12 protein-coding genes are annotated in these 14,184 nt (G+C 37.0%); 9 read left to right on the forward strand and 3 right to left on the reverse strand.

The window, feature by feature from the left end; translation table 11 throughout:
- The first annotated feature begins 27 nt into the window (after window positions 1–27).
- The gene (locus PX700_RS16665; protein WP_479521328.1) at window positions 28–1,581 is read left to right on the forward strand and encodes an AbgT family transporter; all 1,554 of its coding nucleotides are present in this window, start codon (window positions 28–30) and stop codon (window positions 1,579–1,581) included.
- A 76-nt stretch (window positions 1,582–1,657) separates the two neighbouring features.
- Here the strand turns inward: PX700_RS16665 and PX700_RS16670 are convergent, their stop codons facing one another.
- The 3 genes from PX700_RS16670 to PX700_RS16680 form a co-directional block, all read right to left on the reverse strand.
- Window positions 1,658–2,248, reverse strand: coding sequence for a hypothetical protein (locus tag PX700_RS16670; RefSeq protein ID WP_479521329.1), 591 nt, complete (start codon window positions 2,246–2,248; stop codon window positions 1,658–1,660).
- Window positions 2,249–2,477: 229 nt separating this feature from the next.
- Window positions 2,478–4,337 (reverse strand): DEAD/DEAH box helicase, encoded by a 1,860-nt coding sequence (locus PX700_RS16675; RefSeq protein WP_479521330.1) that lies wholly within the window; start codon window positions 4,335–4,337, stop codon window positions 2,478–2,480.
- Between the two features lie 160 nt (window positions 4,338–4,497).
- On the reverse strand, window positions 4,498–4,761 hold the full coding sequence (locus PX700_RS16680) for a GrxA family glutaredoxin (protein WP_004587283.1): 264 nt from the start codon (window positions 4,759–4,761) through the stop codon (window positions 4,498–4,500).
- Between the two features lie 257 nt (window positions 4,762–5,018).
- Between PX700_RS16680 and PX700_RS16685 the strand changes: the two genes are divergently transcribed.
- The 8 genes from PX700_RS16685 (at window position 5,019) to PX700_RS16720 (ending at window position 14,145) form a co-directional block, all read left to right on the forward strand.
- Window positions 5,019–6,056, forward strand: coding sequence for a response regulator (locus PX700_RS16685; protein ID WP_479521331.1), 1,038 nt, complete (start codon window positions 5,019–5,021; stop codon window positions 6,054–6,056).
- A gap of 21 nt (window positions 6,057–6,077) precedes the next feature.
- Window positions 6,078–6,689 carry a cysteine hydrolase family protein gene (locus tag PX700_RS16690; RefSeq protein WP_479521332.1) on the forward strand — a complete coding sequence of 204 codons (612 nt, stop codon included), beginning with the start codon at window positions 6,078–6,080 and terminating at the stop codon, window positions 6,687–6,689.
- Window positions 6,682–9,492 (forward strand): PAS domain S-box protein, encoded by a 2,811-nt coding sequence (locus PX700_RS16695; protein WP_479521333.1) that lies wholly within the window; start codon window positions 6,682–6,684, stop codon window positions 9,490–9,492. Before PX700_RS16690 ends, PX700_RS16695 begins: the two co-directional genes overlap by 8 nt.
- 327 nt (window positions 9,493–9,819) lie before the next feature.
- A complete protein-coding gene (locus PX700_RS16700; protein ID WP_479521334.1) occupies window positions 9,820–10,110 on the forward strand; it encodes a hypothetical protein in 291 nt (96 codons plus the stop codon).
- 423 nt (window positions 10,111–10,533) lie between these two features.
- Window positions 10,534–11,346: a putative bifunctional diguanylate cyclase/phosphodiesterase gene (locus tag PX700_RS16705; protein WP_479521335.1), complete on the forward strand. Its 813-nt coding sequence runs from the start codon at window positions 10,534–10,536 to the stop codon at window positions 11,344–11,346.
- 108 nt (window positions 11,347–11,454) lie between these two features.
- A complete protein-coding gene (locus tag PX700_RS16710) occupies window positions 11,455–11,829 on the forward strand; it encodes an Hpt domain-containing protein (RefSeq protein WP_479521336.1) in 375 nt (124 codons plus the stop codon).
- A gap of 9 nt (window positions 11,830–11,838) precedes the next feature.
- The gene (locus PX700_RS16715; protein ID WP_479521337.1) at window positions 11,839–13,236 is read left to right on the forward strand and encodes a sigma-54-dependent transcriptional regulator; all 1,398 of its coding nucleotides are present in this window, start codon (window positions 11,839–11,841) and stop codon (window positions 13,234–13,236) included.
- Window positions 13,237–13,614: 378 nt separating this feature from the next.
- Window positions 13,615–14,145, forward strand: a complete 531-nt coding sequence (locus PX700_RS16720; RefSeq protein ID WP_415637695.1) for a redoxin domain-containing protein — start codon at window positions 13,615–13,617, stop codon at window positions 14,143–14,145.
- Window positions 14,146–14,184 lie beyond the last annotated feature (39 nt).

Below are 14,184 nucleotides of genomic sequence, written 5' to 3' on the forward strand. Positions count from 1 at the left end.
TAAAATAAATTTAATGAGTAATCAAATATGAATAATAATCAAGACGCTTTACCTTCAGGGGTTGTTGCGCGTTTTTTAAATTTTGTTGAGCGGGTTGGCAATAAGCTTCCAGATCCGGCAATTATATTTTTATTTGCTATGTTATTGATCTGGTTCTTGTCGTGGTGGTTTTCAGGCGTAAGTTTTGACGCAATTGATCCCCGTACAGGCGAAGCCATTATTATTAATAATATGCTGGCAAGTGACTCGCTCGCCACCTTTTTATCCTCTATGGTAAAAACTTTTACCGGCTTTGCACCCTTAGGCGTAGTGTTAGTGGCTATGTTAGGTGTAGGTGTTGCAGAACACTCTGGCTTTATCAATACAGGCCTTAAACTCATGTTAAAAGTCACGCCTAAAAAACTTTTAACGCCTTCAATTATTTTAGTAGCCATTGTGAGCCATACCGCTACTGACGCAGGTTATGTGTTAGTTATTCCACTTGCTGGTGTTATATTTTATGCTGCAGGACGCCATCCGCTTGCGGGTATTGCAGCTGCATTTGCGGGTGTAAGTGGTGGTTTTGGGGCTAACTTCATTCCATCAGGGATTGATCCATTGCTACAAAGCTTTACTCAAAGTGCAGCGCAAATAATTAATCCTGCAATGACAATTAACCCGTTAAATAACTGGGCATTTGCTTCAGCATCTAGCTTATTTATTGTGGCATTAGGCTGGTACATTACCGATAAAATTATTGAACCACGTTTACAAAAAACAGCGGTAGATGGTGCTAAAGAAGACCTACCAGTATTTGAAGATGCCCGTAGTGACGAAAAACGTGCATTTATAATTGCCGCTTCAGTTATGGTTGCAGGACTTGCGCTACTTGCTTATGTATCGGCAGATAGTAATTCGGCAATGCGCAGCAGCGACGGCTCATTAACTAATTTTAGCTCGCCATTAATGCAATCTATTGTACCGTTAATCTTTTTATTATTTTGGATACCCGGCGCAGTATACGGCTTTACGGTAGGTACCTTTAAAACTTCAAAAGACATGATAGATGCCATGAGTAAAGCGATGAGCGGCATGGCATATTATATCGTCATGGCGTTTTTCTGTTCGCTATTTATTGCTGCATTTAGTAAATCAAATTTAGGTGCACTGCTCGCAATCGAAGGTGCGCAGTTATTAAAGGCAATGGAATTACCAAGTGCAGTAACGGTTGTGGGCATTATCTTTTTAACTGGCTTTGTTAACTTGTTTGTAGGTTCAAGTTCAGCAAAATGGGCATTACTAGGCCCCATTTTTGTACCGATGTTAATGCAACTTGGCATTTCACCAGACTTAACTCAAGCTGCTTATCGTGTAGGTGACTCAAGTTCTAATATTATTACACCGTTAATGCCATACTTCCCATTAGTGGTGGTGTATTGTCAAAAGTATGTGAAAGGCACAGGTATAGGTACTTTAATTGCTATTATGCTACCGTACTCAATCGCCTTTATGATTGGCTGGAGTATTTTTTTGCTAGGTTATTGGGCACTTGGTATTCCTTTAGGTTTAGATGCAAGCTACATTTATCCAGCATTGCCTTAACCTAAACCTTTATGAACCTCACTCACTTGAGTGAGGTTTTTAAATAAAAGTCCTGTAATGTAAAAGTAAGTCTAAGTTACCTTTCTAAATTTCTCACTATATAGCCAAACAAACTGGCCTCACCAACAATATACACATAGTCGTTTTTGTTATTCATTATTGTAGATTTATCGTCGTACCATCTAAAATCGTGAGTTTCATTCGTTTTAGGATCTTTAAAGTATAAACGAGTACAACTATCTTCATAATCCGTTCCACATTCTTGTACATCCGTGAGGATATATTCCTTATACCAATAGTCGCCTTGCGTGTAGTAAGCCCATAATTTAATGGGAGCAGAGAATAAAAAATAGAGACTTGCATAGATTAACAAAGGGAGTAATGGGTACGTGAAGATTAATGATAACTTCGTTTTTGTATCTGAAAAACTATATTTAAGATGCTCTCTGTATTTACTGCAGCGTCTATATTTATTGAATATAAGTATATTTAAGTAGATAAATACAGCACCAGACATAACAGGGAAGGCTATAAAGCAAACAAAGTTGTAGAGCTTATTTGAGATAAATGGCGGATCTGTAAAGTCTATTAAAATAGGGATTGCAACGCAAAGCAGGGGGAAGCTTATTATTGCTACAAAGAGTAAGTTGTCGTAATGTTTTCTCAATTTTAATTCGTCCGTGAATTATAGCCTTTGCTTAGTTTACAGAATTTTTGTTATTTTAAAAATCAAAGAAAACGTATTTATAGGCATTAAGTAACCTGAACCCTCGCTAATAGAACTATTTCAGGCGTTATTGAACTGACGCGAAAATTTACCTTGTTTTCACTGCAGCTTAGACACAAAAAAACCTTGCTCACTTACGTGGCAAGGTTTTTTATTAAAGAGTCGTTGCTTATTTCGGCGTTGTAAAGCTTACTGGGCGACGTTCTTTACGAGGGCCAGTACGCTTATCACCGCGTTGGCTATCGTCTTTATCTTTACTAAAGGTGCGCTTTTTGTCACCAGCTGGACGCTCAGAGCGTTCGCCACGTGGTTCAGCAGGACCTTGATCAGTGGTAATTGTTAAGCCCATAGGACGTTTACAAATAAACACTTTTTGGAAATGATCAAGTACATCTTTAGGCATGTTTTGCGGTAATTGAACCGTACTGTGATTGTCGTGTAAACGAATATCACCAATAAACTTGCTTGAAATGTCAGCTTCGTTAGCAATAGCACCAACAATGTTCTTAACCTGAACACCGTGTTCACGACCTACTTCGATACGGTAAGTATCCATAGGGCCTGCATCACGGCTGTTACGCTCGCGAGGTTTACGCTCAGCGCGTTCACCACCACGTTCGCCGCCACGTTCGTTACGACGTCCACGGTCACCGCGATCGTTGCGGTCACGTGGGTTGCGGTCGTTACGCTCGTTACGTTCACGAGGTTGAATCTTAACTTCTTCAACTTTAATTGGAGATTGTTGCTGTGCTAAACACAGTAACGCACCCGCTAAGCTTTCAAGAGGAAGATCAAGTTTTTCAGCCATGTTAGTAGCTATCTCGTTAAAGAATGTAATATCTTTGTTTTCAAGCGCAATAGTTAATTTTGCTTGTAACGCTTCGATACGTTTTTCTTCAACGATTTTTGCAGTTGGTAATTCAACTTGTGCAATTTCAGACTTCGTATGACGAATGATATTTTTAAGTAAATAACGTTCGTTATGTTTTACGAATAAAATTGCTTTACCAGTACGACCAGCACGACCTGTACGGCCGATACGGTGAACGTAGGCTTCAGAATCTTGTGGGATATCGTAGTTGATAACTAAGCTTAAGCGGTCAACATCTAGACCACGAGCAGCAACGTCTGTTGCAATAACAACATTTAGCATGCCGCTTTTTAAGCGTTCTACAGTGCGTTCACGTGCTTGCTGGTTCATGTCACCGTTAAGTGGAGCAGCAGAGAAACCTTCGCGCTCTAATAACTCAGCAAGTTGTACTGTATCGTTACGTGTACGTACGAAAACAATAGCACCTTCATACTGTTCAGCTTCTAAGAAGCGAACAATTGCTTTATTTTTATGTACGCTTGCATTCCAAAACACTTGCTCAACAGATGATACTGTAGAGTTACGCGCAGAAATATGAACCTGTTCAGGATTGTTCATATATTTGCTGCTGATGTTTTGAATTTGCTTAGGCATAGTCGCAGAGAAAAGACATGTTTGCTTTTCGCGCGGTGTTTTTTCCATGATGCTTTCTACATCATCGATAAAGCCCATACGTAACATTTCATCGGCTTCATCAAGTACAAGTGCTTGTAGAGCATCAAACTTGATAGTGCCACGGTTAATGTGATCGATTAAACGACCTGGAGTTGCAACAATAACCTGAGCGCCACGACGAAGTGCGCTTAATTGGATACTGTAGCTTTGGCCACCATATAGTGCCAATACTTCAATACCACGAACATGTTTAGCATATTGTTCGAATGCCTCAGCAACTTGGATCGCAAGCTCACGTGTTGGTGTGAGTACAAGGATCTGTGGCTGTTTCACAGACGGGTCAATATTATTTAGTAATGGCAGTGCAAATGCTGCGGTTTTACCTGTACCCGTTTGAGCTAGTCCCAGTACGTCCTTTCTTTCTAGCAATAACGGTATACATTGAGCTTGGATTTCAGATGGTGTCTTGTAACCCAACTCTTCAACTGCCTTCAAAATTGCAGGAGAAAGATTTAGAGATTCAAACGTGACTGGTTCTGACATTAATACGCCTCAACGAATTTAAAGAGGCGCGCATTATATAGGATTCGCGAGGCAAATGCTTGTATAAATTGAAACTAATTTGTATGTATTTGATGTTGGTCGAAATTTAACCAGCGCAATGTGAGGTTTATTAAACTGGTTAACATATTTAATACAAAGCTTATTTATACAGGCCTAGGTTTTCTTTTGCGTAAGCTTCAAATTCTGTAAACCCACCGATGTGTGTTTGGTCTACAAAAATTTGTGGAACTGTAGGGCAAGGCTTACCCGCTGACTTTTCAAGGTCGGCTTTACTAATACCTTCTTTAATTATGTCGATATAGCGAAATTTAAAGTCATCACGTTCATTTGATAGTTGCTCAGCAACATCTTTCGCACGAACACAAAATGGACAGCCTTCACGGCCAAAAATTACAGTTAACATAGCTTTCTCCTCAATTTGATTAATATCAGTTTAAATGATCGGAAAATAATTTAAAGCGAAAAAAATCGATTGCAGCATTCTAATAAAACTATAAACCATATTATGCATAGCAATATGATTTGCAAAATGCGAATAGCAAACTAAAAAGTTATTCGCCTAATACTTAAGTCTATGAATGCAAGTGTGTTTACAAAAATTAATTTATGGCACATAACTTGATGATGTAGAGCTATACATTGGGTTAACGAGAGTACTTTATGAATATTAATAGTCACGTTTTAGAAATTATCCAAGGAGTAATAGGTAAATATTGTGAAACCCAAAATCGAACTTTTTCTATTACCTTAATTAATAAATTGCATTGTAATTACGTCTGTTTGCAAATTCCGCTTGAACAAATGATCGCGCAATGCGAAGAGTTTCTTATCCCGGCGTTGGCTTCTGTAAAAGAGAGTTTTTTACTCACGCTCGAAGCAAATATCCAAGGAGTTAGTTTTCATTGCCAAATTGATGATTCTGAGCAAGTAAACACACTTGATTTTCACGGACTTTTAGCAACAAAAGAATCTGTTAGTTTAGCGCTTGATATTAGCCAAAATGTAGACGTTTTAACTGATTGTGAGGCGTTACTTAAAAGCTGCTTAAAAATGTCGGCTAATACTCATGACCGCTTTGGTTTAAATTTTAAATTGTTTAATAGTAATTTTAGGGAATCGGTGCAGCTAGAGGATTTACGTCATCTTAGTGGTGACGCGCTAACTGATAGATTAAATAGTGACAGCTTAAATACACACATAAAGCTGTGCACTATTAACGACATTAGTGAGCTTAGCCAGGATCATAAACTCTCTAAAAAAATATTAGGCTGGCCGTTTTTTGATACTGATTTAATTACTATTTTAGCTACATTTCATACGCAGACACGTTTATCTGTATTGGTTGCGGATGACAGTTTACCGAGTCAAATTGCTACAAAAGTAATGCTTGAAATGTTGGGTTGCTTAGTAACATGTGCAGAAAATGGAGCGAGTGCATTAACGCTCGCCCAAAATGAATCATTTGACTTACTACTCTTAGATGAGCGCATGCCAGGAATGTTTGGCAGTGACGTAGCGCAGCAATTAGTGAGTCAAAACACACCTAATAACAACACACCAAAAGTTATTTTAACGGGGCTGACCGGCGATGAACAAATAGCAGAATTATTCGAAAAAGGTATTACTCACTATTTACAAAAGCCAGTGACAAAAGCAGTACTCGAAAAATTTATTAAACCTTGGCAGCTAGCGTCTTAGATTGATTAATAAGGAACAACGATGCCTGATTTCTCTAAAACTGCGCTTATTTTGATTGGTTTTCAAAACGATTACTTTTCTCCAAAAGGCGTACTGTATAAGGTGGTTGAAGAGTCATCAAGAATTACCGGCGTGGTAGAAAATACACTCTCTTTATTAACCTCTTTTGCAGAGCAATTTGCTTTAGTTGTTAATACACCTATTCATTTTACGCAAAGCTACAACGAGCTTAAAAATCCGATTGGTATATTAAAAGTCATTGCAGATGTAGGTGCATTTAAAGCAGGTTCATACGGTGCTCAAACAATTGAGCAGCTAGACCCTTTTAGTAATGTTATAGAGGTGGTGCCAGGTAAAAGAGGTTTAAATGCTTTTACACATACAGCCTTAGCTGAAAAGCTTAAAAATCATAACGTCACTAATATAATTTTAGCCGGTACATTGACTTCTATCTGTATTGATTCAACTGCGCGAACGGCTGTTGAACTCGGTTTTAATGTCACTATTTTAAGCGACTGCACCTCGAGCCGCACTCCTCTTGAACAAACATTTTACTGTGAAGAGGTTTTTCCTCTTTATGCGCGAGTTTGTGATAGCAATACTTTTATAAAGCATTGGAGAGAGCATGAATAATAATGATGAACTACAAGTGCAAATCCAATATGCACTTGTTGAAAAACTCTCCAATAGTAATCGACGTCAGGCAAAGTTGTTAGCTATTTTAGATGAGTGTATTTTTGAATGCGATAAACATTTAAATCTTACTTATATTAATGAGGCTTGGGGGAAAAAACTAGGTTACTCAAACGATTCGTTAATCGGTTCTAATATAACTAAGTTAATGAATTGCGATGATATTATGCATTTTGTTGCATACAGTTGTTGTTTGCTTGAAGGAAAGCAGGCTCCAAGTGTAGAAATACAAATAAAAAGTAGTAGTGGGCTCGTAAACTGGTTTGAGCTGAGATTAGTTTATGATGATAAAAGCGGTTTTATAGGGTCACTCTATGATATTCAGCGTCATAAAGACTCTCAATTTTTGCTAACGCAGCAGCAAAAATATGCTAAACGTTTATCCCTTGTTGCGAGTCATACAAACAACTTAGTTATTATTACAGATAAATTTGGTTCAATTGAGTGGGTTAATAATAGTTTTGAAGTACTTACAGGTTACACCTGTGATGAAGTTATAGGTATTACACCAGGTGAGTTATTACAGGGCCCAAAAACATGTAAAGAAAGTTGTAAGGTTATGTCTCATGCAATAAAAAATGGACTTCCTTTTCAAGTAGAAACTATAAATTACGATAAAAATGGTAATGTTTATTGGGTTGCTATTGATGCAAGCCCAGTGCGAGATGATGCAGGGCAGGTGATGCACTTTATTGCCATAGAAACTAATATTACTCAGCGAGTTAAAGCTGAGCAAGCAATGGCTGAGATAGAATATAATTACCATTCTGTAGTTGATAATATTCCCGATATTGTTTTACGCCTGGATACACTCGGTAATTTATTATTTATAAATCAAGCGTGGCAGCATGTATTACATACTAAAGTAGATGAGAGCCTCGGATTACCTATAATTGAATTTATAGCAAAAGAAGATGTAGAGAAAGTCAGTAATACGCTACTTGATTATAAACAAGGCAAGCGCGACATACGTCGCTTCGATATACGTTTAATTAATGCCGAAGGTATAAATAACTGGGTTGAAATTACACTAACTCCCATTGTTGGTCGCTACGAAAGTGATTTATTGTCAATTGCAGCAACACTGGTTGATATACAGGAGCGTATAGAAAGTGAACAAATATTACTTGAAGCTAAACATCAGGCTGAAACACTAGCTGAGTCAAAAAGCCGATTCATGGCAAATATTAGCCATGAAATTCGCACGCCATTAAATGCTGTGATTGGATCTGCAGATATTTTACATCATACAGGTTTAACGTCTGAGCAAATGCGCTACACACAAATGATTAAAACGAGTTCGGATGCGTTGCTGAGTGTGCTTGACGACGTATTAACATATTCGCGTTTTGAAGCACAAGCTATAACGCTCGATAATCAACAATTTAGTATTGATACGTGTATTGAAGAAGCAATAGATATAATTTCCCAAAGCGCTTTAGAAAAAGGGCTTGAGGTTATTTTTGATTTATATCCAGATGTTCCCACTCAAGTAATTGGAGATCATGCGCGTATAAGGCAAATAGCTATTAATTTACTAGCCAATGCAATTAAGTTTACGCAGCAGGGCGTAATAACGGTTACGGTTAGATGTACTCACAATAAAGGTAATAATTTAAATCTTCATTTATCTGTGAAAGACACAGGAATGGGAATAGCAAAAAATAAAATAGAAAGTATGTTTATGCCTTTCATCCAATCCGATAATTCAATTACCCGAAAACACGGTGGTAGTGGCTTAGGCCTTGCGATATGTAAGCAGATTTGTGATGTAGTAGGTGGGGATATTTCGGTTAGTTCTGAGCTTAACAAGGGGAGTGAGTTTGTAGTTAACTACCCACTACAAATAGACACAACTGACTCAATTTTAAGAGAGGGGTTTGCAGCACGAAGTAAAAAACCAAAAGTATGGATAGTAGGAAGTAACCAAATCCTAAAAACAGCGTTAGAACACACGGTTACTCGATTTTCTATCGCTTTTGAACACTATGAGATATGTCCTGATATACCAGAATATAATGATTTTCCAGATGCGATTATATTAACTGATCCTCAAATGTTAGCCCAAGCGCGCGTGCGTATAAGTACATATAACTCCCTTAATTCACCGTGCTTACTTATCTTAGACTTACTAGGTGAAAGCTTATTACCGCAAAATCTTAACGACAGAGAGCTTAGGTTAAATGGCCCTTTTAAAGTATCGCATGTACCGCGAGCAATTAGTTTATTGGAAGAGCAGTTATTTCATTTAGATATTATATTTACTAACCGTGAACAAAAAGAGGTTTTAGAGAGCCCTTCAGGGTTAACTCAGTTGAACGGAACCACTATATTGGTTGCTGAAGATAATACAAATAATCAAATTGTAATTAGGCAGTTTTTAGAACAAAAAGGATGCCAGGTGCATATAGCTAGTGATGGGCAAGAGGCAATAGCCAAGGCTAAAAACAATAAAATTGATATTATTTTTATGGATATTCAAATGCCAATACTCGACGGGATCTCTGCAACCAAAGCAATTAGGCAGCTAGGTATAGTAACCCCAATAATTGCACTCACAGCAAATGCGATTCATGGTGATAAAGAGCGGTTTATAGAAGCTGGGATGAATGATTATTTAGCTAAGCCAATTGTAAGTGAAACGCTTTATTTATTACTTGATAAATATGCACCAAAACTGGCTATTGAATCTAAGCATTTAAAGCTCACTCGTTTAGCGCAAGCGTGGGAAATGTTGAGTTAAGTAATATAAAAGTTGATTTATGTTGCTTAAAATTTGATAAATGGAGAAATTAACCTAGTGTTTTAGGAGTAATTTTAATTTATTTTTTAGTATTTAATGAGTGTTTTTATTGTGGTTTTTTATTTTTATTCGCAAATTGCAATTCAAAATAAAAATGTAGTTTTACGAATTACCGTTGGATTTTAAATTTTATTTTTAACCTTTAATAATCACTTGATTTTATTGCTTATTTTATTTTGTTCTTGCTTTTATTTAGTTGGCACAAGTTTCGCAACGTATTACATATCAAATCAAGACGAATTTAGTTAAATTTTTAAGGGGTACAATATGCAAACAAACACAAAAGCCGAACAACAGCCTAAAAGTAATAATTGGGTGCTTACACCAGAAATTATGGTTTTGTCTATTTTGCTTGTAGCTACCTTAGTAATAGGTATTACAGTTTTACGCGGTAGCGATTCTGTAGAGCCATTAACTGATATACAGCCGATTACTTTTACACAAGCTGACTTTGAAAGTGCACATTCAATGAGTAACACGTTTGACCAGCAAAATACTAGCTATGCACAACACGTAACAGCCCTTAAAAACGAAAATAACGACACCCTTTCAAACTAGAGACTTTTGCGCAGGTAACTATTTATTGTTGCCTGCGTTTTTTTGTTTTCTACCACAATTATTAACTTTTTAAACCTAGCTTTAAAATTATCTGAACGCCTTCCAACTTAGGTTATGGGTAATCTAATCAGTTTTATAAAACCTCCCCTTTATGCTCACCTTTAATTACTAACTCTAACTTTTTGCCAATAATTGTTTGCTGGTTTCTAAGCTTTTTAGGTTTAGTAAACGCTTACCTATTAATTTAAGTGCATTGCAAACTGAATTGCAAAATGCAAATAAAATGAAATAATTTAAAAATTCAAAAAAATAAATTTAACATACTGAATTTAATGGTTTTTATTTTTATTCTTTAGCCTTTTAAATGGTCTATAACTTGCTCTTAAATGTATAAGTCACTAAGGGTGAAAATCGGAGCAAACCATGAATGCATTTAAATATTTAGAATCGGAAAGTCCAGTCAATCTCGCAAGGTGGCATGAGTTAGAGAGAATCATGTCTGATGCGATGCAAAATAACTATTTTAAAATGGTTTATCAACCGCTTGTATCACTAGGAACGGGTAAGTTGGTTGGCTTTGAATCGCTAGTAAGGTGTCAATCTCCAAACTTTGGTATTGTAGGTCCTGATGAGTTTATACCTCATGTAGAGCAATCGGGAATGATTTTAGAATTAGGTGATTGGATTTTTGAACAGTGTTTGTCTGATTTAAAACATATGCGGCAGTTTGGTATGACAGATATTGCTGTTTCATTAAATATTTCACCGGTACAAATTTTAGATGGTGATGTGTTTTCAAAAGTAATGTCTTTACTAGAAAAGTACCAAATACCGCCAGAGGCAATTAAAGTAGAACTAACGGAAACTGCACTCATTCATAGTCCTGATAAAATAGCTAAGGCATTTGAAAATTTCCATAAAGAAGGCGTAAAAGTGTGGATAGATGATTTTGGTACTGGGTACGCGTCTTTAGGTCTACTTCGTCAATTTGATATTGATGGTTTAAAAATTGATCGCAGTTTTGTAAGTGGTATTTCAACTAATAATGAAGACTTTACGTTATGTAGCGCAATTATTGCGATGGCTCAACGATTGGGCTTACAAACGGTAGCAGAAGGCATTGAAGAGAATGAGCAATTACAAATATTAGAACAACTTGGTTGCGATATAGCTCAGGGGTATTTGCTCGATAAGCCGCAAACATTAACAAAAAGTATTGATACCTGGGCTCTGTAATTTTTTATATACATTTTGATTTGCAAAATGCAAAAAACAAATTACTCTTAAACTACAATTTTTACATTTTATTAGTGTCCGAAGTTTTAACTTACACAAAGGTGGTTTATGCCTATATCAGAGCAGTTTGTCGATAAAAGTATTACCGAGCTAAATGTATTAACTCAACTCGAAAAGGATGTTGGGACAACCGTGTTAGCTCGATTAATTAACTTATTTATTGATGAATTAGTCACTATGGCTCACCAATTAGATACGGCAATTAGCAGTGAAAATATTATAAAAATTAGAGAAATAATGCATGTTTTAAAAAACTCAGCCGCTTTATATGGAGCGTCTCCTTTAGCTGCATTAGCAACACAATTACATGATTCACCACCATCAACCACAGAAGAAAATTTGCACGCAGCGCTTGTTATTAAGCATAACTTGGATAAAACCCGAGATGCATATCAAATAATGAGTAATAGTATCGCTATTTAGGAGAAAGCCGTGTCAGATATAATGGATAAAGGTCTTGTTTATATTGTTGAAGATAGCATCGCCAGTGGTGCTTTGTATGCAAGTCAACTTGAACAGGCAGGTTTTGAATGTAAGCATTTTACTGATGGTTATTCTGCCTTGGTTGGTATTAAAGAAAAAATGCCGGCAGTGGTAGTACAAGATGTTTGCTTGCCAGATATAAGCGGGCTTGAGGTTTTACAATTTGTAAATAAACAAAAAAATCCTGCTAACGTAGTCATGATCACCTCTAATAGCTCCATTGATATAGCGGTAGAAGCAATGCGTTTAGGTGGCTTTGATTTTTTAGAGAAACCCTTTACAAGTCAGCGACTCATTAGCTCAGTAGAAAGTGCGTTAACACCAAAAGAGCAAGTTAAAGTACAGCCATTGGTTAAAAACAGAGATAAAAGCCAAGATTTTGTTGGTGAATCACTCGCAATGAAAACCGTTTTTAGATTGCTTGATAGTGCCGCTAGAAGCAAAGCATGTGTATTTATTACAGGTGAAAGTGGTACTGGTAAAGAAGTGTGCGCGCAGACCCTCCATGATGCAAGCCCCCGAAATAAAGGACCTTTTATTGCTATAAACTGTGCAGCAATTCCTGCTGAGTTATTTGAATCAGAATTTTTTGGTCATGTTAAAGGTGCGTTTAGTGGTGCGTTAAGCGATCGAAAGGGCGCAGTTGAAGTGGCCAACGGCGGCACGTTATTTTTAGACGAATTATGTGAAATGGAACTTAACTTACAAGCCAAATTGTTACGCTTTTTACAAACAGGCATATTTAGCAAAGTTGGCAGTAGTGAAGTATTACACAGCGATGTTCGCTTAGTCTGTGCAACAAACAGAAACCCAATAATAGAGGTTGCTGAAGGGCGCTTTAGAGAAGATTTATATTATCGTTTAAATGTTATTCCCGTAAAACTACCTCCTTTAAGAGAGCGCGGAAACGATATATTACTGCTCGCTGAGTATATTTTAAAACAAAAAAGCGATAGTAATGCAAAGAATTTTATTGGCTTTTCTGATGAAGTTAAAGCACTTTTTTGTAATTACGATTGGCCAGGAAATATTCGCGAGCTACAAAATGTAATTGAAAACACAGTCGTTATTAATGATGGCGATGTAATTGAAAAGGACATGCTACCAAACTCATTTGGATTAGGCGCTGTGAAGCATTCAAGCTCAACTAAGTCAATTCACAATACAAACGAGCAGGGGGTCCAATTATCTCCTATGTCTGTTCACGATATAGAACCTTTGTGGCAAGTTGAAAAAAGGGCGATTGAAAATGCAATTAAAAGCTGTGAAGACAACATTCCTCTTGCTGCTGCTTATTTAGGGGTAAGTGCATCCACCATTTATAGAAAAATAAAGGGATGGTCTTAAATACTAGGGCGTGTTGATCTTTGATGGTTGAATTTGCAGCAGTATGTTTGGTTTTTAGGCAAGGCAGAGCCTATGAAGTGTGGTTACTCCCCATAAATAGGCGATAACGCAGCATAAATGCCAAACATGCGCTGCCCTTCGGGTTCTGCCTAGGGGCGATAAACTCTTTGTTACTCGGTTTTTACTTAGCCCACTAGGTTACAAACCTCGCGCCGCGATTTAATCGGCCCTAGATTGAACAAATTTCAATCCGCAAAGATCAACACGCCCTAATAGATTTTTAATTACATTTTTCAGGTTGAATTAATGAAAGTTACCCTAAGGTCTGTGGGTAAGAGCAAATTGATTTTTAATCTGAAACAGTAAAAGGAGATCGCAATGAGTAACACTAGTTTAAAACCTGCGGATATTATGCCATCACTAGTAGTGAGTGATGTTGATGAGAAAAAGATAGATATAGTCGACAGAATAAGTGACTCTGTGTGGAAAATGATTGTTGTTTATCGAGGCCAGCACTGCCCTAAATGTACTGCGCAACTCAACGAGCTTGCTAAAGTTCATAAAGACTTTAAAGATGCTGGTGTTGAAGTGGTTGCAGTAAGTGGTGATAGCCATGAGCAGCTTAATAAACATCTCGAAAAAATAGATATTAATTTCCCAATTTACTATGGTTTAACAATCGAGCAAATGACAGATTTAGGGCTACATATTAGCGAACCTCGCAGTGATGCAGAAACTGACCATCCATTTGCTGAGCCAGGGATTTTTGTACTTAATGAAAAAAATCAGCTTCAAATGGTCGATATATCAAACAGCCCGTTTGTTCGTCCTGATTTAGAGCAATTGCTAGGTGGGATTAAGTTTTCAAGAGAAAACGACTATCCGATCCGAGGCACATTTATTAAATAACATTCATTTTACATAGTTTCAAAAAAGGCACTTTTTAGT

The sequence above is a fragment of the Pseudoalteromonas sp. TP27 genome, from assembly GCF_056470645.1.